General features: G+C 66.1%; 22 protein-coding genes. 13 read left to right on the top strand and 9 right to left on the bottom strand.

Going from position 1 to position 21,453, the window contains the following annotated elements; genetic code table 11:
- Positions 1-26: 26 nt before the first annotated feature.
- Complete coding sequence (gene ggt, locus LQ953_RS02570) at positions 27-1,745, bottom strand: gamma-glutamyltransferase (RefSeq protein ID WP_231028948.1); 1,719 nt, start codon at positions 1,743-1,745, stop codon at positions 27-29.
- 46 nt (positions 1,746-1,791) lie between these two features.
- Positions 1,792-2,790: a quinone-dependent dihydroorotate dehydrogenase gene (locus LQ953_RS02565; protein WP_231028939.1), complete on the bottom strand. Its 999-nt coding sequence runs from the start codon at positions 2,788-2,790 to the stop codon at positions 1,792-1,794.
- A 317-nt stretch (positions 2,791-3,107) separates the two neighbouring features.
- Between LQ953_RS02565 and LQ953_RS02560 the strand changes: the two genes are divergently transcribed.
- The 12 genes from LQ953_RS02560 (at position 3,108) to LQ953_RS02505 (ending at position 12,462) form a co-directional block, all read left to right on the top strand.
- Complete coding sequence (locus LQ953_RS02560; RefSeq protein WP_231028937.1) at positions 3,108-3,962, top strand: helix-turn-helix domain-containing protein; 855 nt, start codon at positions 3,108-3,110, stop codon at positions 3,960-3,962.
- 77 nt (positions 3,963-4,039) lie between these two features.
- Complete coding sequence (locus LQ953_RS02555; RefSeq protein WP_231028935.1) at positions 4,040-4,450, top strand: SUF system Fe-S cluster assembly regulator; 411 nt, start codon at positions 4,040-4,042, stop codon at positions 4,448-4,450.
- On the top strand, positions 4,450-5,913 hold the full coding sequence (gene sufB, locus LQ953_RS02550; protein WP_231028933.1) for a Fe-S cluster assembly protein SufB: 1,464 nt from the start codon (positions 4,450-4,452) through the stop codon (positions 5,911-5,913). Before LQ953_RS02555 ends, sufB begins: the two co-directional genes overlap by 1 nt.
- A 14-nt stretch (positions 5,914-5,927) precedes the next feature.
- A complete protein-coding gene (locus LQ953_RS02545; RefSeq protein WP_231028930.1) occupies positions 5,928-6,359 on the top strand; it encodes a hypothetical protein in 432 nt (143 codons plus the stop codon).
- A 14-nt stretch (positions 6,360-6,373) separates the two neighbouring features.
- The gene (gene sufC, locus LQ953_RS02540) at positions 6,374-7,117 is read left to right on the top strand and encodes a Fe-S cluster assembly ATPase SufC (RefSeq protein WP_231028929.1); all 744 of its coding nucleotides are present in this window, start codon (positions 6,374-6,376) and stop codon (positions 7,115-7,117) included.
- Positions 7,118-7,298: 181 nt separating this feature from the next.
- Positions 7,299-8,384 carry a SufB/SufD family protein gene (locus LQ953_RS02535; RefSeq protein ID WP_231028928.1) on the top strand — a complete coding sequence of 362 codons (1,086 nt, stop codon included), beginning with the start codon at positions 7,299-7,301 and terminating at the stop codon, positions 8,382-8,384.
- A gap of 146 nt (positions 8,385-8,530) precedes the next feature.
- Positions 8,531-9,730: a cysteine desulfurase gene (locus LQ953_RS02530; protein ID WP_231028927.1), complete on the top strand. Its 1,200-nt coding sequence runs from the start codon at positions 8,531-8,533 to the stop codon at positions 9,728-9,730.
- The gene (locus LQ953_RS02525) at positions 9,727-10,209 is read left to right on the top strand and encodes an SUF system Fe-S cluster assembly protein (protein ID WP_231028926.1); all 483 of its coding nucleotides are present in this window, start codon (positions 9,727-9,729) and stop codon (positions 10,207-10,209) included. Before LQ953_RS02530 ends, LQ953_RS02525 begins: the two co-directional genes overlap by 4 nt.
- Positions 10,209-10,565: a HesB/IscA family protein gene (locus tag LQ953_RS02520; RefSeq protein ID WP_231028925.1), complete on the top strand. Its 357-nt coding sequence runs from the start codon at positions 10,209-10,211 to the stop codon at positions 10,563-10,565. The genes LQ953_RS02525 and LQ953_RS02520 overlap by 1 nt, the downstream gene beginning before the upstream one ends.
- Before the next feature lie 179 nt (positions 10,566-10,744).
- On the top strand, positions 10,745-11,806 hold the full coding sequence (gene mgrA, locus LQ953_RS02515) for an L-glyceraldehyde 3-phosphate reductase (RefSeq protein WP_231028923.1): 1,062 nt from the start codon (positions 10,745-10,747) through the stop codon (positions 11,804-11,806).
- Entirely contained in the window at positions 11,803-12,282 is a 480-nt protein-coding gene (locus tag LQ953_RS02510) for a GreA/GreB family elongation factor (RefSeq protein ID WP_231028921.1), read from the top strand. Before mgrA ends, LQ953_RS02510 begins: the two co-directional genes overlap by 4 nt.
- A 42-nt stretch (positions 12,283-12,324) precedes the next feature.
- Positions 12,325-12,462, top strand: a complete 138-nt coding sequence (locus LQ953_RS02505) for a hypothetical protein (RefSeq protein ID WP_231028920.1) — start codon at positions 12,325-12,327, stop codon at positions 12,460-12,462.
- A gap of 54 nt (positions 12,463-12,516) precedes the next feature.
- On the opposite strand, the gene dinB is transcribed toward LQ953_RS02505, so the two are convergent.
- The 4 genes from dinB to LQ953_RS02485 form a co-directional block, all read right to left on the bottom strand.
- Positions 12,517-13,584, bottom strand: coding sequence for a DNA polymerase IV (gene dinB / locus LQ953_RS02500; RefSeq protein ID WP_231028919.1), 1,068 nt, complete (start codon positions 13,582-13,584; stop codon positions 12,517-12,519).
- A gap of 45 nt (positions 13,585-13,629) precedes the next feature.
- On the bottom strand, positions 13,630-14,283 hold the full coding sequence (locus LQ953_RS02495; protein WP_231028914.1) for a sulfite oxidase-like oxidoreductase: 654 nt from the start codon (positions 14,281-14,283) through the stop codon (positions 13,630-13,632).
- A gap of 24 nt (positions 14,284-14,307) precedes the next feature.
- Positions 14,308-15,144 carry an alpha/beta fold hydrolase gene (locus tag LQ953_RS02490; RefSeq protein ID WP_231028912.1) on the bottom strand — a complete coding sequence of 279 codons (837 nt, stop codon included), beginning with the start codon at positions 15,142-15,144 and terminating at the stop codon, positions 14,308-14,310.
- A gap of 488 nt (positions 15,145-15,632) precedes the next feature.
- Entirely contained in the window at positions 15,633-15,971 is a 339-nt protein-coding gene (locus LQ953_RS02485; RefSeq protein ID WP_330999369.1) for an SWIB/MDM2 domain-containing protein, read from the bottom strand.
- A gap of 461 nt (positions 15,972-16,432) precedes the next feature.
- Here LQ953_RS02485 and LQ953_RS02480 point away from each other — a divergent pair, with 461 nt between their 5' ends.
- Entirely contained in the window at positions 16,433-16,876 is a 444-nt protein-coding gene (locus LQ953_RS02480) for a MarR family winged helix-turn-helix transcriptional regulator (RefSeq protein ID WP_231028910.1), read from the top strand.
- 43 nt (positions 16,877-16,919) lie between these two features.
- On the opposite strand, the gene LQ953_RS02475 is transcribed toward LQ953_RS02480, so the two are convergent.
- From LQ953_RS02475 to LQ953_RS02465, 3 genes are all read right to left on the bottom strand, one after another.
- Entirely contained in the window at positions 16,920-19,010 is a 2,091-nt protein-coding gene (locus LQ953_RS02475; protein ID WP_231028909.1) for an acetate--CoA ligase family protein, read from the bottom strand.
- Positions 19,011-19,134: 124 nt separating this feature from the next.
- On the bottom strand, positions 19,135-19,971 hold the full coding sequence (locus tag LQ953_RS02470) for a p-hydroxycinnamoyl CoA hydratase/lyase (protein WP_231028908.1): 837 nt from the start codon (positions 19,969-19,971) through the stop codon (positions 19,135-19,137).
- 33 nt (positions 19,972-20,004) lie between these two features.
- Complete coding sequence (locus LQ953_RS02465) at positions 20,005-21,426, bottom strand: aldehyde dehydrogenase (protein ID WP_231028907.1); 1,422 nt, start codon at positions 21,424-21,426, stop codon at positions 20,005-20,007.
- Positions 21,427-21,453 lie beyond the last annotated feature (27 nt).

The raw sequence follows: 21,453 nt of genomic DNA, 5'->3' as shown, positions 1-21,453 counted from the left end.
GTCGGGCGCTCTTGGCGGCGCCGCGTTTATTCCGATGGCCGGTTCGGCTGAGCCCCCACGCGGCGGATCACCGTCACCGCGCCGCGCTGGTCCATCGCCACGCCTTCGCTGCGCGGATCGGCGGCGCCGACCCAGCGTCCGCGCACGCGCTCGATCGCATTGGCCTTCAGCCCCATCGGCGCGACCTGCACGCGCTCGCCCAGCGCCTGGAGTGCCGGCACCATCGCTTCCAGTTCGGTGCCCTTCTCGACCGTGGCGGTCATCCCCGGCGCATAGACCAGCCCCAGGCCAATCGCGTCCTGCGCCGACAGCTTCCAGTCGAGCACGCCGATCAGCGCCTTGGCCACCTGGGCGATGATCGTCGATCCGCCCGCCGCGCCTACCGCCACACGCACCTTGCCATCGGGTCCATAGACGATGGTCGGCGCCATCGAGCTGCGCGGCCGCTTGCCCGGCTCCAGCCGGTTGGCGACCAGATAGCCCTGCTTCTCCGGCACGATGTCGAAATCGGTCAGCTCGTTGTTGAGCACCACGCCGTCCATCGACAGCCCCGATCCGAACGGCCCCTCCACGGTGGTGGTCACCTGCACCACATTGCCGGCCGCGTCCGCAACCGCCAGGTCGGTGGTGCCGGGCACCTCGCTCGGCGCCACCCGAACCCGCGGCGGCGCGCCTGCCGGCTGTCCCGCTTCCACACTCGCCATGGTCTTGGTCGCGTCGATCAGCGCCGAACGCCCGGCGATATAGCGCCGGTCGAGCAGCCCCTTGAGTGGCACCTGCACATAATCGGGATCGCCCAGATATTGGTCGCGATCGGCATAGGCGAGGCGCGACGACTCGGCGAACAGGTGCCAGGCAGTGGGCGAATTCTTGCCCAGCTTGCCCATGTCGAACCGCTCCAGCTGCTGGAGGATCATCAGCACGGTCACCCCGCCCGACGAAGGCGGCCCCATCGAACACACGGTGTACACGCGGTACTTGCCGCACAGCGGCGGGCGCTCCTTGGCATCATAGGCCGCCAGGTCGCCGAGCGTCATCTTCGACGGATTGCGCGCCGCGCCGTTCACGGTCGCGACCAGCTTCTGCGCCTGCGCGCCGACATAGAAGCTGTCGGGCCCCAGCCTCGCCACCCGCTCGAACAACGCCGCCTGTTCCGGATTGCGCACCGTGCTGCCCACCGCCAGCGGCGCGCCGCCAGCCGTGAAGAAGATCGCGCGCAGCCCCGCATCGACATGCCCGGCGAACTGAGTCAGCGAATTGTTGAGCCGCGGCGTGACTTCGAAGCCGCCCCGCGCCAGCCGGATCGCCGGATCGAACAGCCTCGCCCAGGGCAACTTGCCCGATTTGCGGTGCGCCAGCGCCATTGCGCGGAGCGTTCCCGGCACCCCGACGCTGCGCCCACCCGGCACCGCGTCGCGGCGGCTCAGCGGCTTGCCCTCGGCATCGTAGAACCAGCGCGGATCGGCTGCCATCGGCGCAGTCTCGCGGCCATCGATGGTCGTGGTCCGCTTTGACTTCGCGTCATACTGCACCACGAAGCTGCCGCCGCCGATGCCCGAGCTTTGTGGCTCCACGACGTTGAGCGCCAGCATGGTGGCGATCGCCGCGTCGGTCGCGCTGCCGCCGGCGCGCAGGATCTCGACGCCCGCCGCTGCGGCGCGCGGATCGGCCGCGCTCACCATGCCTTGCGCCAGCGCGGGGGCGGGCAGGAGGAAAAGGGCGAGCGCTGCGACCAGTTGCTTCATTGCGTCACGGCCTAACCCGATTTGCGGGCGCGGCAAAGATGCTAGATCAGCGTGCGGCAAGCCCGCGCACTATCTCGCGTGCCAGCCCAGGACCGCGATACACCAGCGCGCTGTACACCTGCACCAGCACCGCGCCCATCTCCAGCCGTCGCCGCGCCTCGTCTGCCCCGTCGATCCCGCCGGCCGAAATCACCGGCAGCGCGCCGCCCGCGATCGCCAGCGCTTCGCCCAGCTTGGCGCGCGCCAGTTCGCGCAGCGGCGCGCCCGACAATCCACCGGCCTCGCCGCCACGGTGCGAGCGGAGCGGCGGGCGCGAAATGGTGGTGTTGGACACGATCAGCGCGTCGATATGGTGGGTTGTCGCCGCCTGGATGGCGCCTTCCACGCCTGCCTGGTCCAGGTCGGGCGCGATCTTGAGGAACACCGGGCGGCGCGCGCCGCCGGCCAGGATGCGCGCTTCGTCCACGGCCGCCAGCAACTCGTCCAGCGCGGGGCGCGACTGAAGATCGCGCAGCCCGGGCGTGTTGGGCGAACTGACATTGATCGTCAGGTAATCGGCCAGCGGCGCGGCGCGGCGCACCCCGGCGACATAGTCCGCCACCCGGTCGGGCGAATCCTTGTTCGCCCCGACATTGATGCCCAGCACGCCCTCACGCTGCTTCAGCCGTGCGACTCGCTCCAGTGCCGCCTGCAAGCCGTCATTGTTGAAGCCCATGCGGTTGATCACGGCTTCATCCTCGGCCAGCCGGAACAGCCGCGGCTTGGGATTACCCGCCTGCGGGCGCGGGGTCAGCGTGCCGATTTCCACTGCGCCAAAGCCCAGGCCGAACAGCCCGGCAATCGCCTCGCCATTCTTGTCCAGTCCCGCGGCCAGGCCGACCGGGTTGGGAAAGGTGATGCCCGCCACCTCGACCGGCAGGGCGATGTCCGATGCGTTCCGGAACGGGGTTCCCGCCGCGCCCCAGCCGCGCAGGGCAAGGATGGTGGCGCGGTGCGCAAGCTCGGCATCAAGGGCAAACAGGGCGGATCGGAGAGGGTAGGCCATGCCGCAGGCCCTTCGCATTGCGAAATCGCGTCGTCAAAGTGTGCGATGTCGATTCCGTCCAATACGCCGAATACGAGTCGGGCTAATCGGTTTTTGCGACCCGAGGGGTTCACCTTTTCAACGGGGGGAACCCTTTCTCTTAGCCCGGCCAGGCAACTGGCCGGGCTACTTTTATTGTGCTGGCGATCTGGTATATCCCTGCGCAATAAACAGAAATCCGTGCCGGGAGCTCAGGTCTGGAAATGCGGGCGGCCATTCGTCGAAAGATAGGTCCGGAGCCGATCGGCCCGCTGGCCGTCGCCCGCGCGACTATTGAAATGAAGAAGGCGACCGGGCGGCTGCTGCCGCACGTCGACAGCTATTTCCTGTATCGTTGCGACGCCGACGAGTTCGAACGAACCGAGCGTGTCGACCTGGGTCAGATCCGCTTCCTGCTCGAAGGGGAGGGGGAGGTCACGTATCCCGATGGCCATGTCGAACGCAGCAAGCCGATCATGGTGTGCGGCCCCGGCACCGCCGCTGCCCATTACAAGCTGCGCGGCCCGGTCACCTGTTTTGGCGTGACGTTGCGCGCGGTGGGGTGGAAGGCGCTGATCGGCCTGCCGGCGCACAAGTTCACCGACCACAATATCGATGGCTCCAAGCTGTTCTGCGAAAAAGCGGCGGCATTGCTCCAGCAATTGCGCGGCATGACGACGCTGGATCAGATGATCTCGGCGCTCGCGCCCTTGCTCATCATGCGGCAAGAGGAAGTGAAGCCGGTTCCCGAACCGCACTTCCCGTTCCTTGAAGCGGTGCGCGAGTGGGCGGCGAGCGAGGATCCCACCATCGACGAGCTTTACGCGGCCATCAGCGAGACCAGCGGTCTGGGCGAGCGCCAGGTGCAGCGGCTTTGCCTGGAATATTTCGGCAACTCGCCTGCCAAGCTGAAGCGCAAGTTCCGGGCGGTGCGCGCGGCGATGCAGATCTATCAGGGCGCGCCGATGATGGACGTGGTCGGGCCCTTTGCTGATCAGTCGCACATGATCAACGAAGTGAAGCATTTCACCGGCCACACGCCGACCAGCCTGCGATCGGGCATCGATCCGGTGCTGGCCGTCACGCTGGGCGATACCGGCTTCCGCTTCCTGCCGGAAGTTTTCCCCGAAGAGGTTGACCTCCGCCGCAACTGAGCCCATCTGCCAATCGGATCAAGTTCGTCCGATTGTACGCCCATGATGCCGTTGCACCGCCGGGCCAGAAGGAATCGATGCGTCTCTCAAGCCTTGCCGACTATGCCGTGGTGATGATGGCCGCCGCTGCGCGCCATTGCGGCGCGTCGTGCCGGCTGAACGCGACGGCGCTGGCCGGGGAGACCGGACTGCCGCTGCCCACCGTGCAGAAGCTGGTGAGCAAGCTCTCGGCAGCCGGGCTGATCGAGAGCGCCCGCGGCACCGGCGGCGGCTTCCGCCTCGCCCGGCCCGCCGCGGCAATCTCGGTCGCCGACATTGTCGAGGCGATCGAGGGGCCGATCGCGCTGACCACCTGTGTCGACGTGAGCCGCCACGACTGCGCGGTTGAGGGTTCGTGCCGGGTCCGCCCGCACTGGGCCGCAGTGAATGGCGCCGTGAAGGGCGCGTTGGCGGGGGTAAGCCTCGCGAGTCTGAGTAGGGAAGCCTGATGGCCACCAGGAATGCCGAGGCGCACGCCGCCGCGAACAAGAAGTATGAATGGGGCTTCGCCTCGGACGTCGAACAGGAGTTCGCGCCCAAGGGGCTGAGCGAGGACACCGTCCGCTACATCTCCGCCAAGAAGGGCGAGCCCGCCTGGATGCTTGACTGGCGGCTGAAGGCGTTTGCCGCCTGGCAGGCGATGGAGTTGCCCGAATGGGCCAAGCTCGCGATCCCTGAGATCGATTATCAGGACGCGTATTATTACGCGGAGCCCAAGGCGAAGAAGACGATCGGCTCGCTCGACGAGCTCGATCCCGAGATCCTGCGCGTCTACGAAAAGCTCGGCATCCCGATCGAGGAGCAGAAGGTCCTCGCCGGCGTCGAGGGCGCGCGCAAGGTCGCCGTGGACGCAGTGTTCGACAGCGTCTCGGTCGCCACCACCTTCCGCAAGGAGCTGGAGGCCGCCGGCGTCATCTTCCGCTCGATCTCCGAAGCGGTGCGCGAATATCCCGACCTGGTGCGCAAGTATCTAGGCAAGGTCGTGCCGGTGCGCGACAATTTCTTCTCCGCACTCAACGCCGCGGTCTTTTCCGACGGCACCTTCGTCTACATCCCCGAAGGCGTGCGCTGCCCCATGGAGCTGAGCACCTATTTCCGCATCAACGCGGAGAATACCGGCCAGTTCGAGCGCACCCTGATCGTCGCCGACAAGGGTAGCTATGTCAGCTACCTCGAAGGCTGCACCGCCCCGATGCGCGACGAGAACCAGCTCCACGCCGCCGTGGTCGAGCTGGTCGCGATGGACGATGCCGAGATCAAATATTCCACCGTCCAGAACTGGTATCCCGGTGACGAGAACGGCGTCGGCGGCATCTTCAACTTCGTGACCAAGCGCGCTTTGTGCGAGGGCAAGAATTCGAAGGTCAGCTGGACCCAGGTCGAGACCGGCAGCGCGATCACCTGGAAATACCCGTCGTGCATCCTCAAGGGCGACGGCTCGGTCGGCGAATTCTACTCGGTCGCCGTCACCAACGGCCGCCAGCAAGCCGATACCGGCACCAAGATGCTGCATCTGGGCAAGAACACCCGCTCGACCATCGTGTCGAAGGGGATCAGCGCCGGCCGCAGCGACAACACCTATCGCGGCCAGGTGCTGGTCCAGCCCGGCGCGGAGAATGTCCGGAACTTCACCCAGTGCGACAGCCTGTTGCTCGGCGATCAGTGCGGTGCCCACACCGTGCCTTATATCGAGGTCAAGAATCCCTCCGCCCAGATCGAGCACGAGGCGACGACGTCGAAGATCAGCGAGGACCAGCTCTTCTATGCCCGTCAGCGCGGGCTCGATCAGGAAGCGGCGGTCGCGCTGATCGTGAACGGCTTCGCCAAGGAAGTGCTGCAGCAACTGCCGATGGAATTCGCGGTAGAGGCGCAGAAGCTGCTCGGTATCAGCCTCGAAGGCTCGGTCGGCTAAGCGGAGAAAGCTAGATGAGTATTGGAATCCTCCTCGCCGCCATGGTGCAGACCGTGAACGTCAGCGGCGGCGTCGAAGTCGAAAAGATGCCCCAGATCGGCATCGCCACGCGCCACGCCCGCTGCATCGTCCGCCGCATCGGCGTGGCACCGCGCGACGAGGGCGCACGCCAGGCCGCGATCGACACCGCAGTGCGCGATTGCCGCGCCTATGTCGAAAGCGATTTCGCGCAAGGCCGCGTCCAGCGCGGCGACCGGCTGGTGAGCGGCCGCTGGTGGAAGGGCATGCAGCGCACGCTCGACGCCATCGAGCGCGACGTGGCCGAGGCGATCGTCACCCCCAAGCAATACAAGATCATCTGGCAGTTGCCGGATGGCGGCCGCGTCGACGTCTACAACGCGCCCGGCGTGCTGACCTCCGTCCGCCTGCTCACCGTGCCGCTCTGAACCCTGGAAGAACCATGCTGAATATCGAAAACCTCCGCGCCGAAGTGGAAGGCAAGGAAATCCTCAAGGGCCTCTCGCTCCAGGTGAACGCGGGCGAAGTGCACGCGATCATGGGCCCCAATGGCGCGGGCAAGTCGACGCTCGGCTATGTGCTGGGCGGCCGCGGCAATTACGAGCCGACCGGCGGCACCGTGACGCTGAACGGCGAAGACCTGCTGGAGATGGAACCCGACCAGCGCGCCGCCGCCGGCCTGTTCCTCGGCTTCCAGTATCCGGTCGAAATCCCCGGCATCTCCAACGTCCAGTTCCTGCGCGAGGCGCTCAACAGCCAGCGCCGCGTCCGTGGCGAAGCCCCGCTTTCGGGCGCCGAGTTCCTGAAACTCGCCCGCGCCCAGGCCGACCTGCTCGGCATGAACCAGGACATGCTCAAGCGCCCGGTCAATGTCGGTTTTTCTGGCGGCGAGAAGAAGCGCAACGAGATGGTGCAGATGGGCATCCTCGGCCCCAAGCTCGCGATCCTCGACGAGACCGATTCCGGCCTCGATATCGACGCGCTGAAAGCAGTCGGCGACGGCATCAACCGCATCATGCGCGCGCCGGACAAGGCGGTGATCCTGATCACGCACTATCAGCGCCTGCTCGATTACGTGAAGCCCGACTTCGTCCATGTCCTCGCCGATGGCCGCATCGTGCGCTCAGGCGGCGCCGAACTGGCGCTGGAGCTTGAACGCGAAGGCTATGGAGCGATCGCGGCGTGAGCAGGCTGAATCAGATCCTCCCTGAGCTCCGCTCGGGGAGGGGGACCACGCGCAGCGTGGTGGAGGGGCGCCGCGCAGCGGCGGACTCGGTGCGAGGCTCCACCGCGACGATGTCGCGGCCCCTCCACCACCGGCCTGCGGCCGGCGGTCCCCCTCCCCAAGCAAGCTTGGGGAGGATCTAATGACCAGCCTCCTCCAACTCCCCACCCCCAAGCAGGAAGCCTGGCGCTGGGCCGACATGGCCGCGCTGCGCAATGCTGCCGAAACGCCGCGCGCACCCACGGGCACCAATCCGCAGGACCTGTTCCTCGACCTGGAAGGCCCGCGCCTCCTGTTCGTCGACGGCGTGTTCGATCCGGCGCGCAGCACGCCCGGCCCGCTCAGCATCACCCGCTGGACCCCGGAAACCACGCACCCGCTTGGCCAACTCGCAGCAGGGGAGGGCTGGACCCTCACCCTCGCCGCGCAACAGGCCGCAACCTGCATCCAAATCGTCCATCTCGGCTCGGGCGGCGAAAGCCATGTCCCCGCGCAGATCGTCCTCGCCGAAGATGCCGTCGCCTCGATGGTGGAAACCTTTGCCGGCACCGGCTGGGCCAATCGCCTGACCCAGATAAAGCTCGCCCGCGGCGCCCGCCTGATGCGCTCGGTGCGCCTGGTGCAGTCGGCCGGTTTCGTCTCCACCCGCGACGAGGCCGAGATCGGCGAGGCCGCGAGCCTGGTTTCGGTGTTCCTCGCCGCCGGCGGCATGGCCAGCCGCATCGATGGCGGCCTGACGCTCACCGGCAAGGGCGCGTTCGCCGAAATGGGCGGCGCGCTGCTCACCCGCGAAACGCAGAAGCAGGAAGCCGCCGTCGCCGTCCGCCACGAAGCGACCGAAGGCTCCTCGCGCCAGCTATGGCGCGCTGTCGCCGCCGACCGCTCGACGGCGAGTCTCGCCGCCCGCGTCGAAGTCGCCCGCGGCGCCCAGCAGACCGATGGCGAGCAATCGCTGCGCGGCCTCCTGCTGCAACGCACCGCCACGGTGAACCTCAAGCCCGAGCTCGAGATCTTCGCCGACGACGTGAAATGCGCCCATGGCGCTACGGTCGGCGAACTCGACAAGCGTGCGCTCTTCTACCTGCAAAGCCGCGGCGTTCCCGAAAACCGCGCCAAGGCACTGCTCACCCGCGCCTTCGTCGCCGATGCGCTGGCCCGCATCGGCGAAGACGCCGTCCGCGAAGCCTTCGCCGCGGACGCAGACCGCTGGCTGGACACGGCGCTGTGAGTGACACTTCTCAAATCCTCCCCGAAACGGGGAGGGGGACCGCCAGCGAAGCTGGTGGTGGAGGGGGCTCGCCACCAGCGGGCACCTTTGCGGCCACCCCCCTCCACCAGCCTGCGGCTGGTCCCCCTCCCCGTGCCGGGGAGGATTTGACGGCTGCCCCCCTCGACGTCCTCGCCGACTTCCCCGCAATCCCTTCCGGCTGGGCCTATCTCGACACCGCCGCTACCTCGCAAAAGCCCCGCCCGGTCATCGACGCGATCACCCGCGGCTATGGCGAGACCTACGCCACGGTGCATCGCGGCGTGTACCAGCGCTCGGCGGACATGACGCTGGCCTTCGAAGCCGCGCGCGAACGCGTCGCCCGCTTCATTGGCGCCAAGCCCCAGGAAGTGATCTTCACCCGCGGCGCGACCGAGGGCATCAACCTGGTCGCGCAGTGCTGGGCCGCCACCAACCTCAAGCCCGGCGACCGCATCCTGCTCTCCATGCTGGAGCACCATTCCAACATCGTGCCGTGGCAGATGGTGGCCGAACGCACCGGCGCGCAGATCGACGTCGTGCCGCTGACCGGTGACCACCGCATCGACCTTGATGCGATGGCGGCGATGCTGACCGAGCAGCACAAGCTGGTCGCGCTCGCCCATGTCTCCAACGTGGTCGGTTCGGTCCTCGACGCGAAGCGCGCAGTCGAACTCGCGCACGCAGTCGGCGCCAAGATCCTGCTCGACGGCTGCCAGGCCGTGCCGCGCCTCCCCGTGAACGTCGCCGACCTAGGCTGCGACTTCTACGTCTTCTCCGGGCACAAGCTCTACGGCCCGACCGGCATCGGCGTGCTGTGGGGCCGCTACGACCTGCTCGACGCGATGCCGCCTTACCAAGGCGGCGGATCGATGATCGACCGCGTGACCTTTGCCAAGACCACCTACGCCCCGCCGCCGGGCAGGTTCGAAGCGGGCACCCCGCACATCGTCGGCGTGGTCGGCCTCCACGCCGCGATCGACTATGTCGATGGCATCGGCCTGGATCGCATCCACGCCCACGAAACCGCGTTGGTTACGCAGGCGCGCGACGCGCTGTCGCAGATCAATAGCGTCCGCCTGTTCGGCCCCGACGACAGCGCCGGGATCGTCAGTTTTGCCGTCGAGGGGGTGCATCCGCACGACGTCGCCACCATCTTGGATGAAGGCAATGTCGCCATCCGCGCCGGCCACCACTGCGCCCAGCCGCTGATGGACAGCCTGGGCGTTCCGGCGACGGCACGGGCCAGCTTCGGCGTGTACAATGGCGCAGGCGATATCGCCGCGCTGGTGAAGGGTATCGAGAGAGTGACGAGGATCTTCGGATGAACGAAGAGCGCAAGATCATGGTGGAAGAAGTCGACGCCGTCGAGGCGGCGCCGCGCGCCCGTGTCGAGGACGCAGTGGCTGCGCCGGTCGACGCCCCGGCGCCCGAGCGGCAGCGCGACTACCTCTCCGGCTTCCTGGCGCAAAAGCCTGAGCCGCATCCGGCCGGCGAACCGGGCGGTGAGCTCTACGACGCGGTCATCGAGGCGTTGAAAGAGATCTACGATCCCGAAATCCCGGTGAACATCTACGATCTCGGCCTGATCTACGGCGTCGACATCACTGCCGACGGTCACGCCGCGGTGCAGATGACGCTGACCACCCCGCATTGCCCGGTTGCCGAATCGATGCCCGGCGAAGTCGAGCTGCGCGTGGGTTCCGTGCCCGGCATAGGCCATGCCGAAGTGAACCTCGTCTGGGATCCGCCATGGGACCCGCAAAAGATGAGCGACGACGCCAAGCTCGAACTGGGCATGCTCTAATGACCGACGTGAAGACCCGCGCGCGCCCCGCCGCGCTCAACCTGACGCCCTCGGCCGAACAGCGCATCGCCGACCTGATGGCGAAGGCGCCCGAGGGCACCGTCGGCGTCAAGCTGTCGACCCCGCGCCGCGGCTGTTCGGGTCTCGCTTACTCGGTCGACTATGTCACGGAAGCCAAGCCCTTCGACGAGCGCATCGAAACCCCGGGCGGCACTTTCTTCGTCGACGGCGCCTCGATCCTCTATTTGATCGGCTCGACCATGGACTGGGTAGAGGACGACTTCACCGCCGGCTTCGTCTTCCAGAACCCGAACGCCAAAGGCAGCTGCGGCTGCGGCGAAAGCTTCACCGTCTAAGCCTTCCCCTCCCTGCAAGGGAGGGGATCAAGGGGTGGGTTATGAAAAGGGCCGGGGCTCGATGCCCCGGCCCTTTTCTTTGCCTCAAGCGTTAAGCTCGCCTTCGGCCCACATCCACCCCTTCCCTTGCAGGGAGGGGCCGCCATTGGCAGGGCCGGCAAAACACTTCGGAGAGTTGGATGTCCTTCCCACAGCCCTACACCGCCGATCCCGCCCGCTATGACGGCCGCATGCCGTACCGTCGCTGCGGCCGCTCGGGCCTCGATCTGCCGGCGATCTCCCTCGGGCTCTGGCAGAATTTCGGTGGCACCGATGTGTTCGAAACCGGCCGCGCGATGCTCCGCCGCGCCTTCGACCGGGGCGTCACCCATTTCGATCTCGCGAACAATTACGGCCCGCCTTATGGCTCGGCCGAGGAGAATTTCGGCCGCGTCATGGCGACCGACTTCGCGCAGCACCGCGACGAACTGATCATCTCCACCAAGGCCGGTTGGGACATGTGGCCCGGGCCGTACGGTGATGTCGGCGGCAGCCGGAAGTATCTGATCGCCTCGTGCGACCAGAGCCTCAAGCGCATGGGCCTGGACTATGTCGACATCTTCTATTCGCACCGCGTCGATCCCAAGACCCCGCTCGAAGAGACGATGGGCGCGCTCGCCCAGATCCACCGGCAGGGCAAGGCGCTCTATGTCGGCATCTCCTCCTACTCGCCCGAACTGACGCGTCAGGCCGCCGCGATCCTGGCCGAGTACAAGGTGCCGCTGCTCATCCACCAGCCGAGCTATTCGATGCTCAACCGCTGGGTGGAGGAGAGCCTGCTCGACACGCTCGACGATCTCGGCACCGGCTGCATCGCCTTTTCGCCGCTGGCGCAGGGCATGCTCAGCAACAAGTATCTGAACGGCGTGCCGCAGGACGCCCGCGCGGCCAAGGGCGGCTCGCTCGGCGAGAACCTTCTGAGCGAGGACAACCTCGCCCGCATCCGTGCGGTCAACGACATCGCCCATCGCCGTGGCCAGACGCTCGCGCAAATGGCGATCGCCTGGGTGCTGCGCGATCCCCGCGTCACTTCCGCGCTGATCGGTGCGCGTACCGTCGAACAACTCGATAATTCGCTCGATGCGGTCAAAAACCTCGATTTCAGCCCCGAAGAACTCGCCGAAATCGACCGCCACGCCACCGAAGGCGCGACCGATCTGTGGAAAGTATCCTCCACGCTCCAGGAACTTCCCCAGCGATGAGCGTCGCCTTTCGCCGGGAAAGTGACGAGGAGCACAAGGAACCCAAGTTCGAGATCCCGATGGTCCCGGGCCCGAACCTGGTGACCCCGCGCGGCCTTGCCTTGATCGAAGCCAAGGTCGCCGAGCTGGAGGGTGCTATCGCCTTGGAAACGCAGGAAGAACCGCGCGAAGCGCTGCGCCGGGAGCTGCGCTACTGGAACACCCGCCGCACCACTGCGGAGATCGCGCCTAGCCCGGAGGACGGGGTGGCGGGCATCGGCACCCGAGTCCGCATCCGTCTGGCCGGCAAGGAGCGTGTCCTCGAAATCGTCGGCCATGACGAGGCCGAACCCGCCGCGGACCGGCTCTCCTTCCAGGCGCCTCTGGCTAAGGCATTGATCAGATTGGAAGAAGGTGAGCGCGCCGACTTCAATGGCCGCCCCGACGCCATCGAAATCCTCGCCGTCGAAAGCTTGTTTTCCGCGTCGAACAGATAGTGGCCAGCTTCGTTTAAGTCCTGCAAAACCCAGGAGAACGACATGCCAGACGAACCCGAAAAGGTCCTCCCAAAGCCCGGCGAAACCGACACCACCCGCTTCGGCATGGAAGACGGCGACAACACCGACACCCCCGCCACCGGCACCGACCCGGACCGCCAGTCCCCCTCGGACGACTAGCACTCCGCACCCCGGCGTAGAGCCGGGGTGCCTCAAATAAGAAGCGCGCAAGAGCTACCCGAACAACGGCAGCTCAACCGCGGCCATCTCCTCCCGCGCTTCGAAGTTCGAAACCGTCACGCCCACCAACCTGATGCCCTTCTCCGCGGGCAGCACCGACCGGATCAGTCCCAGGCTCGCGGCATGCAGCGCCACCTTGCTATCGACCACACCAGGGTAGCTGCGGCTACGGGTGATCTGCTGGAAGTCCTGGTACTTCACCTTAACGGTCACGGTGCGCCCAAACGCCTGCGCCTTGTCGCACCATCCCCAGACATCATCCGCCATGCGGAGCACCCCCGCCTCGATCTCGCCCGCTTCGGTCAAGTCATGGTGGAAGGTCGTCTCCGACCCGGACGATTTGCGCACCCGGTGCGCCTCTACGGGACGCTCGTCTTCTGCCCGGGCAATCGCATAATACCAGGCCGCCGAACTGCCGAAATGTGCCTGGAGAAACGCGATCGACTTCGCGCGCAGATCCGCGCCCGTCTCGATGCCAAGCGACTGCATCTTCCGTGCCGTCACGGGACCCACCCCGTGGAAGCGCGAAACCGGCAGCGTCTCCACCCAGGCCGCGCCCATGTCGGGCGTCACGGCAAACTGGCCATTGGGCTTGCGGTGGTCGGAGGCGAGCTTAGCCAGGAACTTGTTGTACGAAATGCCCGCCGAGGCGGTCAGTCCGGTTTCCTCCAGGATGCGTGCACGGATCGCCTTCGCAGTTGCCCAGGCGGTGGGGAGGTCCTGCTTGTTGTCGGTCACGTCGAGATAAGCTTCGTCGAGCGACAGTGGCTGGATGCGATCGGTGAATTCGGCGAAGATCGCGTGGATCTGGCGGGATACGTTCTTGTAGACGTCGAAACGGGGGCGGACGAACACTAGCTCTGGGCAGCGGCGGAGTGCAGTGACGGAGGGAAGGGCGGACTTCACTCCGAAGGTGCGCGCCTCATAGCTGGCGGCGGCTACGACGCCGCGGGCGGCTGGCGAGCCGACAGCGACGGGTTTGCCGCGCAGTTCGGGATTATCGCGCTGCTCCACCGACGCGTAAAAGGCGTCCATATCGACATGGATGATCTTGCGGACCATGGAGGCGCCTTAGACTAATGCGAACGGATGGGGAACACTCCAGAGTCAGGAATAGCGTTCCTCACCCCACGGATCGCCGCGCATATGGTAGCCATTGACCTCCCAAAAACCCGGTTTGTCGCGCCCGATCAGCTCAATGCGCGCGATCCACTTCGCGCTTTTCCAGAAATAGAGATGCGGCACCACCAGCCGAACGGGGCCGCCATGTTCGCGCGTCAGTGGCTTGCCTTCCCATTCGCGCACCAGCAGTGCGTCGGGCGAAGCGAAGTCGGCGAGCGGCAGGTTGGTGGTATAGCCGTCATAGCCGTGGAGCATCACCGCCACTGCCTCGTCGCGCGGCTGCACCTGGTCGAGCAGCGTGCGGGTGGGAACGCCTTTCCAGCGATTGTCATAGCGCGACCAGGTGGTGACGCAGTGGATGTCGCTCACCCGATCCTCGTGCGGCAAGGCGAGGAATGCATCCCAATCGAGCGTGAGTGGCCGCTCCACCAGCCCGTCCACCGCCAGCTTCCAGCGGTGCAGGCCAATGTCGGGCTGCCGGCCCAGGTCGAGCACCGGCCAGTTCTTGACCAGATGCTGCCCGGGCGGCAGCCGTTCGCCCTGCGGCGTGGCGGCATGGCCGGTCAGAAACTTGCCCGCTTCGGCCCAACCGCGCTTGGAGCGCGTCAGCTTGCTGTCGTCGGGCAGGTCGTCGGCCACTAGGCGTCTCCGCGGTGTTCAGGATCAACCGCGCACGAAGGCGAGCAGATCGGCGTTCAAAATGTCGGCATTGACCGTCAGCATGCCGTGCGAAAAGCCTTGGTAGAGCTTCAGCGTCGCGTCCGGCAGGATGTCGGCCGACAGTACGCCTGCGTTCTGGTACGGCACGACCTGGTCGTCGTCGCCGTGCAGGACCAAAGTGGGCACGGTGATCGCCTTCAGGTCCTCGGTCTGGTCGGTTTCGGAGAACGCCTTGATGCCATCGTAATGGGCCTGGGCGCTGCCCATCATGCCCTGGCGCCACCAATTGTCGATCACCGCCTGCTTTACCTCCGCGCCATCCCGGTTGAAGCCGTAGAAGGGGCCGGACGCCACGGCCCTGAAGAACTCGGCGCGGTTGCCGGCCAGTGCCTTGCGGAAGCCGTCGAACACCTCGATTTCCAGACCGCCGGGATAACGCTCCGTCTTCAGCATGATCGGCGGCACGGCGCTGACCAGCACCGCCTTGGCAACGCGGCCCTGAGGGATGCCATGCTGGGCGACATAGCGTGCGACTTCGCCGCCGCCGGTGGAGTGGCCGATATGGACGGCGCTGCGCAGGTCGAGATGTTCGGCAACCGCGGCCGCATCGGCGGCATAATGATCCATGTCGTGGCCGAAATCGACCTGGGCCGAGCGGCCATGGCCGCGCCGATCATGCGCGACGACGCGGTAACCCTGGGCGAGGAAGAACAGCATCTGCCCGTCCCAATCGTCGGACGACAGCGGCCAGCCATGGTGGAACATGATGGGCTGGGCGTCCTTGGGGCCCCAGTCCTTGAAGAAAGTGTCGACGCCGTCGGTGGTGGTGACAATGGGCATCACGATAACTCCCCTGCAGATGGTGGGCCAGGGCCCGTGGCTTGGAGGTATCCGGCTGAGCCTCTCCCGATCAGCCGTTCAACGTTCGACGCGCTGCCGTGGTCGTTGACCCGTCGGCAGCGCGAGGTGCGGCCTCCTTCGACTCGAGCGGGGGCCGACCTGAGGATGAGCATGCGCAGGATATGTGTCGTCGCCAAGTCCGTGCATGCTTGGAAGGTATGTCCGCGCCGCGATCCGTTCGGCAGGCGCGGTCAGTGGCGCGCAGCCGGCGCATTCGGTGAATGGGGGCAGGGGCGGGGGAGGGGGAGGATTGTAGGCGTATTCAGCCCGAGTTCCCTGGCGGTGGCCGGAGTGGGGTCATGAGAGGGGAGAGCGCTTCCGCGTGATCCGATTCCATGCAGCTGGCCCCGGCCTTCGCCGGGGAACTGTTGCGCAAAGGGCGGCCCCGAACCCTTGTCCGGAGCCAGCCCGATGCCGGACGCCGTAGCTTACTTCTTGGCGGTGAGGTGCTTGCTGAGATGCTTGTTCATCTCGAACATGCTCACCGACTTTTTGCCGAAAATCTTGGACAGCTTGTCGTCGCCGTTGATCTGGCGCCGGTCCTTGGCATCCTGAAGATCGTTCTTCTTGATGTAGTCCCACACCTTCTTGACGACCTCGCTGCGGGGCAGGTCGTCGTTGCCGACGATCTCGGCCAGATCCTCAGAAGGCGTGACGGGTGCGGTGATGCCGCCGCGCGCACCGCCAGCGGGCTTACCCGTGGCCTTGACCTTCTTCTCGGCCGCAGCCGTTTCGTCCTTGCCGCGCTTTTCCGCCGATCGTGCCATCATCTGCTCCCTGTTGTTCGACCGTGATGCTGCAGGGCTATACGCCGCTTCCCGAGCTTCGTTGCCCGGCAGGCACGAAAAAGCGCCGAACGGAGCGCGTCGAAGCGGGTAGAAGCGAAACGACCGCCGGTCGAAGCGGCGCTTGGGAGAGGGCCCGACCCACTGAGCTTGTCCGCGCAACCTGCGGAGATCGCAAGTGAAGCCGTTTTTGCCCTTCTAAGCTAGACCCGCTGCAAAGTGGCCCATTTTTCAAGAACGCTGAAGAACTTCTACAGGTAAAAATTTCAGACTGCGCACGCGCCGGCCTTAGCCATGACGGCAGACCTTGCGGCTCGGCGCTCAAGCCATGAACCTGATGGTCACTGCCGCGCAGGTCGCTTTGCTGCATACTGAGCCCCGTGGGCGGATTCATTATGCTCCAGCTGGTTGACGTGAGCACGCAAAATGGCTTCCAAGATGGAATGTCAGGCAACCCCCTCCCACTGGGCGATCTTTCTTCGCTCGTCGGCTATCATCTGCGACGCGCCTCCGCGGCATTCGCGCTCGACTTCCAGGAAGCGGTGAAGGGGACCGGCATGCGCCAGGTGCTGGTCGGCATCCTCTCCATCATCGCGGCCAACCCGCGGGTCAATCAGGGCACCGTCGGCGCTGCGCTTGGCATCAAGCGCGCCAACATGGTCTCGCTGATCAACGAACTTGTCGATGGTGGGCTGGTCGCGCGGGAAGTCTCACCCACCGACAGGCGGGCTTTTTCGCTCACGCTGACGCAAGCCGGGGAGGCGATGCGTCAGGAGTGCACCGCGCGGATCCAGGCACACGAGGCACAGATGCTCGCGGACATGACCGCCCAGGAGCGGGAGACGCTGCTGGAGCTTCTGGGGCGGATCGCTGCCAAACGTCTCTGAGGCTCATCCTCCTAGCGTGCCGAACCGCCCGCAGCGTGCTTTACTACTCGCCCGCCAGGATCAGTGCGTCGAGCGCGACGACGCCCTTGCCCTGCGGATAGACCACCACCGGGTTGAGGTCGATCTCGCGGATAGCCGGCGTTCCCGCGAGGACGCTTCCCAATGTCACAACGAGATCGGCGACCGCGTTCACGTCCAGTGCGGGCGACCCGCGATAGCCGTCCAGCAATGCGCCCTGCTTGAGCCCCCGCAGCGCCGCGATGACAGCTTCGCGTGGCAGGTCATGGGGCAGCAGGCAAACGTCGTGGAGCAGTTCGGCAGTAACGCCGCCGAAGCCGATCAGGATCACCGGCCCCCATTCGGGATCGTTCCTGGCACCGACGATCAACTCGACGCCGCGCGCGCCCATCGCCTCGACCAGCCCTCCATCGAGCACAATATCCGCCTTATAGGCGGCGACGTTGGCGTGGAGCTTTGCCCAGGCAGCCTCGAGCGCGGCTTCGTCGGCGATGTTCAGGATGACGCCGCCGGCGTCGCTCTTGTGGCTGAGCGCTGCGGCCTGTGCCTTGAGGACGACGGGATAGCCGACCTCGGCAGCGGTTTGCTTCGCTTGTGCCAGGGCGGCGGCGAAGCCGCCGCTGGGGAAGGGGATGCCCAAGGGCGCGAGCAGCGCCTTGGCACGATATTCAGGAACGACGCCGCTTGGCAGGTCGAGCTTTTGCGCAGGTGCTTCGCTCCTTCCGAAGTCTCGCTCGGCGAGCTTCGACAACTGCCGCAATGCCCGGAAAGCGCGATCGGCGGACGGGAAGTAGGGGACGCCGATCGCCCGAAGCCCGGCAATGTGCGCGGCGTCGAAGGGCGCTCCTTCGTCGAGCCCCGCGAAGATTACCGGCTTTTCGGGCGCGATCTGTTGCACCGCGTCGATGATGTAGGGAAATTTGCGCGCGGCAGTGGCTTCATCGGTCTGGATGATGCCGATCACGATTGCGGCGAAATCGTCATCCTCGAGTAGCGGCTGGAGTGTGCGGCGGTAGAGATCGGGATCGACCAGTGCCTGGGCGGTCAGGTCCATCGGATTCGAGACCGGGATGAAGTCGGGGATGGCAGCGCGGAGCTTCGCTTCGGTATGTGCCCCGACGACGGGAAGGCCCAGGCCGATCTGCTCGGCAAGATCCAGCACCAGTGCCTTGAAACAGCCGCTCTCGGTCAGCACGCCGACGCCGCCGCGGCCAACCGGCTTGGCACGATGTGCGATCTCGATGACGTCGGCGAGTTCCTCCAGGCTGTCGACCAGCACCACGCCGGCGCGCTCGACCTTGGCCTTCATCAACTGCCAGTCGCCAGCCATTGCGCCGGTATGCGTCGCGGCGGACTCGCGCGCGGCGCTCGATTTCCCCGGGTGGAGCAACACGATGGTTTTGCCGGCGGCACGAGCCTGTTCGGCCAGTTCCAGGAAGCGCGCGGGCTTTCGGAACTGCTCGACGATCATGCCGATCACGCGTGTGTGGCCGGCATGGATCAGATGCTCGACATAATCCTCGACGCCGCTCGCGGCCTCGTTGCCCGTTGAGACCGAGATCGAAATGCCCAGATCCTTGGCCATCAGCGTGGTGCCGAGCACCACCGCCATCGCGCCGGACTGGCTGACGATGCCCACGCCCGGCGCGTCGCCGAGCCTGACCGCAGGCGTTTCGACAAACGTCAGGGCGACGCCGTCGACGTAATTGACCAGACCAAGGCAATTGGGCCCCTCGATCACCATGCCGCTTTCGGCGGCGATGCGCGCGACTTCCGCCTGCGCGGCAAGACCTTCCTCGCCTCCCTCGGCAAAGCCGGCCGAGAAGATGACGGCCGCGCCGACGCCCCGGGCTGCAAGTTCGCGCACCGCGCCGAGCACGGCAGGGCCCGGGATCGCCAACACCGCCGCGTCCACGCCCTCAGGCAGTTCGCCGATCGATTTGAGGCAGAGGCGCCCGTCAATCTCGTCCCGCTTGGGGTTGATGAGGTGAACTTCGCCGGCAAAGCCATGCCGGTCCAGATTGCGCAGCACCGAGTTGCCGAGCGCGCCCGGGGTAGGCGACGCGCCGACGATCGCGACGGAGCGGGGGGCAAGCAGGCGAGTGAGATTGGGCATCATGGTTCCACGGCTTGCTGCACCCCGGCCTGAGCCGGAGCGCAGTGCTAATCGGCGGCGCGGGGCAGTCGAACCGCCGACCGCGCCGAAACTTGCCCCCCGGCCTCCGCCGTGGGGCCGAGGCTTATGCCTTCACCTTGTCCTTGTCGTACGCGCCGAGGCCGGGCTTGTAGCTCTTCTCGTCGATGAACTGGCGGATGCCTTCCTTGCGGCCTTCATTGTCGTAGGAGTTCGCGGCTTCCTGCGCGCGGATCAGGTAATCCTCGGCCTCATCATAGGTCATCACGCCGACGCGGCGGACCGCGTCCTTGGTCGCCTTGAGCGCGACAGGGTTCTTGGCGAGCAGCACCTTGGCCACTTCGGTGACGCGGTCCTTGAGCGTGGCCAGCGGCAGCGCTTCGTTGACCAGGCCCCAGTCGGCGGCGGTCTTGCCGTCGATATTCTCGCCCATCATGGCATGGTACATGGCCTTGCGGAACGACAGGAGCTCGGTCGCCACCTTGGTCGCGCCGCCGCCGGGCAGGATGCCCCAGTTGATTTCGCTCAGGCCGAATTTGGCTTCTTCCGCCGCGAAGGCGAGATCGCAGGCGAAGAGCGGGCCATAGCCGCCGCCAAAGCACCAGCCGTTGACCATCGCGATCGTCGGCTTCTGATACCAGCGCAGGCGACGCCACCAGCCATAGCTCTCACGCTGCGCCTGGCGCGTGCCGGCCAGACCCTTGGCCTCGGTCTCACGGAAATATTCCTTCAGGTCCATGCCCGCGGTCCAGGCCGAACCTTCGCCTGCGAGAACGAGCACACCCACGGCCGGGTCGTGCTCGAGGAGGTCGAGCACTTCCATCATGTCGCGGTTGAGCGTCGGGCTCATCGCATTGCGCTTGTCGGGACGGTTGAAGCGCACCCAGGCGATGCCATTCTCGACGTCATAGGCCACGACGCCATTGCTGCTGGTATTGGTCATTGCGGATAGTCCTCTATTAAGTCGACCCGATCCTCAGATCGGATAATGGCCCGGCAGGGTCTCGATCGTTACCCAGCGCAGCTCAGTGAAAGCGTCGATGCCGGCCTTGCCGCCGAAGCGCCCGTAGCCGCTGGCCTTTGTGCCGCCGAAAGGCATCTGCGCCTCGTCGTGCACGGTCGGGCCATTGACGTGGCAGATGCCGGATTTGATCTGCTTGGCGACCCGCAGGCCACGCGCAGTGTCTTTGGTGAAGACTGCGGCGGACAGGCCATATTCGGTGTCATTGGCCAGCTCGATCGCATGCGCCTCGTCCCGGGCGCGGATGATGCCCACGACAGGCCCGAAGCTCTCGTCCCGGAAGATGCGCATGTCGGTGGTGACCTTGTCGATCACGGTGGCGGGCATCAGCACGCCGTTGCTTTCACCGCCCGCGATCCGCTCCGCACCCTTGGCCAGCGCGTCCTCGATCAGCCCGCCGACACAATCCACGGTCTTCTGATCGACCACCGCGCCGAGCTGGGTCTTGCCCTCAGCGGGGTTACCGACCGCGAGCGTCTTGGCCTTGGCTGCGAACTTTTCGGCGAACGCATCGGCGACGCTGTCGACGACGATGATCCGCTCGGTCGACATGCAGATCTGGCCCGAGTTCATGAACGCACCGAACGCCGCTGCCTTGATCGCTTCGTCGAGGTCGGCGTCGTCGAGCACGATGAAGGGTGCCTTGCCGCCCAGTTCGAGCAGCACGGGCTTCAGATGCTCGGCCGCCCGCTTGGCGATGATCCGGCCGACATGGGTGGAGCCAGTGAAGTTAATCCGGCGAACATGGCGGTTGTCGATCAGCGCGCCGACGATCTCGCCTGCATCCTCGGGTGCGTTGGAGATCAGGTTCACGGTGCCCTCGGGCAGTGCTTCCTGGAAAGCTTCAACGATCAACGCGTGCGTCTTCGGACACGCCTCGCTGGCTTTGAGGATCACGGTGTTGCCGCAAGCCAGCGGCATGGCGATCGCGCGGACGCCCAGAATGATCGGGGCGTTCCACGGTGCGATGCCGACCATCACGCCCACCGGCTCGCGCAGCGCCATGGCAATGCAGCCGGGCTTGTCGGACGGGATCACCTCGCCGCCGATCTGGGTGGTCATCGCCGCGGCCTCACGAACGATCCCGGCCGCGAGCATCAGGTTGAAGCCGGCCCACGGCGGCGTCGCGCCGATCTCGTCGACCATGGCAGCAATGAACTGGTCCTTGCGCGCCTCCAGAGCTTCCGCGGCCTTGTTCAGGATCGCGCGGCGAGCGTTGGGGCCCAGTGCCGACCAGGCCGGAAACGCGGCGGCGGCAGCCTCGCAGGCGGCATCAACATCGGCGACAGTGGAAGCCGTTGTGGTCGTGGCGACATTGCCGGTCACTGGATTGCGGCGTTCGAACGTACGGGCTGCGCCCTCAAGCAAACTGGCCACTGCGTCCTCTCCTCTTTATTGTTATGA

This window comes from Sphingomonas sp. IC-56 (genome assembly GCF_021043375.1).
Taxonomy (GTDB): Bacteria; Pseudomonadota; Alphaproteobacteria; order Sphingomonadales; family Sphingomonadaceae; genus Sphingomonas.
The sequence above is the reverse complement of the archived record's forward strand: the minus strand, read 5'-3'. Positions and strand labels throughout refer to the sequence as shown.

Excerpts from the sequence above, each read along its gene's own strand:
- ggt (WP_231028948.1), bottom strand. The coding sequence starts at position 1,745 with ATGAAGCAACTGGTCGCAGCGCTCGCCCTTTTCCTCCTGCCCGCCCCC.
- LQ953_RS02565 (WP_231028939.1), bottom strand. The coding sequence starts at position 2,790 with ATGGCCTACCCTCTCCGATCCGCCCTGTTTGCCCTTGATGCCGAGCTT.
- LQ953_RS02505 (WP_231028920.1), top strand. The coding sequence starts at position 12,325 with ATGCCAGACGAACCCGAAAAGGTCCTCCCAAAGCCCGGCGAAACCGAC.
- LQ953_RS02475 (WP_231028909.1), bottom strand. The coding sequence starts at position 19,010 with ATGCCCAATCTCACTCGCCTGCTTGCCCCCCGCTCCGTCGCGATCGTC.
- LQ953_RS02520 (WP_231028925.1), top strand. The coding sequence starts at position 10,209 with ATGACCGACGTGAAGACCCGCGCGCGCCCCGCCGCGCTCAACCTGACG.
- mgrA (WP_231028923.1), top strand. The coding sequence starts at position 10,745 with ATGTCCTTCCCACAGCCCTACACCGCCGATCCCGCCCGCTATGACGGC.
- sufC (WP_231028929.1), top strand. The coding sequence starts at position 6,374 with ATGCTGAATATCGAAAACCTCCGCGCCGAAGTGGAAGGCAAGGAAATC.
- LQ953_RS02480 (WP_231028910.1), top strand. The coding sequence starts at position 16,433 with ATGTCAGGCAACCCCCTCCCACTGGGCGATCTTTCTTCGCTCGTCGGC.
- sufB (WP_231028933.1), top strand. The coding sequence starts at position 4,450 with ATGGCCACCAGGAATGCCGAGGCGCACGCCGCCGCGAACAAGAAGTAT.
- LQ953_RS02485 (WP_330999369.1), bottom strand. The coding sequence starts at position 15,971 with ATGGCACGATCGGCGGAAAAGCGCGGCAAGGACGAAACGGCTGCGGCC.
- LQ953_RS02555 (WP_231028935.1), top strand. The coding sequence starts at position 4,040 with ATGCGTCTCTCAAGCCTTGCCGACTATGCCGTGGTGATGATGGCCGCC.
- LQ953_RS02560 (WP_231028937.1), top strand. The coding sequence starts at position 3,108 with ATGAAGAAGGCGACCGGGCGGCTGCTGCCGCACGTCGACAGCTATTTC.
- LQ953_RS02535 (WP_231028928.1), top strand. The coding sequence starts at position 7,299 with ATGACCAGCCTCCTCCAACTCCCCACCCCCAAGCAGGAAGCCTGGCGC.
- LQ953_RS02490 (WP_231028912.1), bottom strand. The coding sequence starts at position 15,144 with ATGCCCATTGTCACCACCACCGACGGCGTCGACACTTTCTTCAAGGAC.
- LQ953_RS02525 (WP_231028926.1), top strand. The coding sequence starts at position 9,727 with ATGAACGAAGAGCGCAAGATCATGGTGGAAGAAGTCGACGCCGTCGAG.
- LQ953_RS02470 (WP_231028908.1), bottom strand. The coding sequence starts at position 19,971 with ATGACCAATACCAGCAGCAATGGCGTCGTGGCCTATGACGTCGAGAAT.
- LQ953_RS02545 (WP_231028930.1), top strand. The coding sequence starts at position 5,928 with ATGAGTATTGGAATCCTCCTCGCCGCCATGGTGCAGACCGTGAACGTC.
- LQ953_RS02510 (WP_231028921.1), top strand. The coding sequence starts at position 11,803 with ATGAGCGTCGCCTTTCGCCGGGAAAGTGACGAGGAGCACAAGGAACCC.
- dinB (WP_231028919.1), bottom strand. The coding sequence starts at position 13,584 with ATGGTCCGCAAGATCATCCATGTCGATATGGACGCCTTTTACGCGTCG.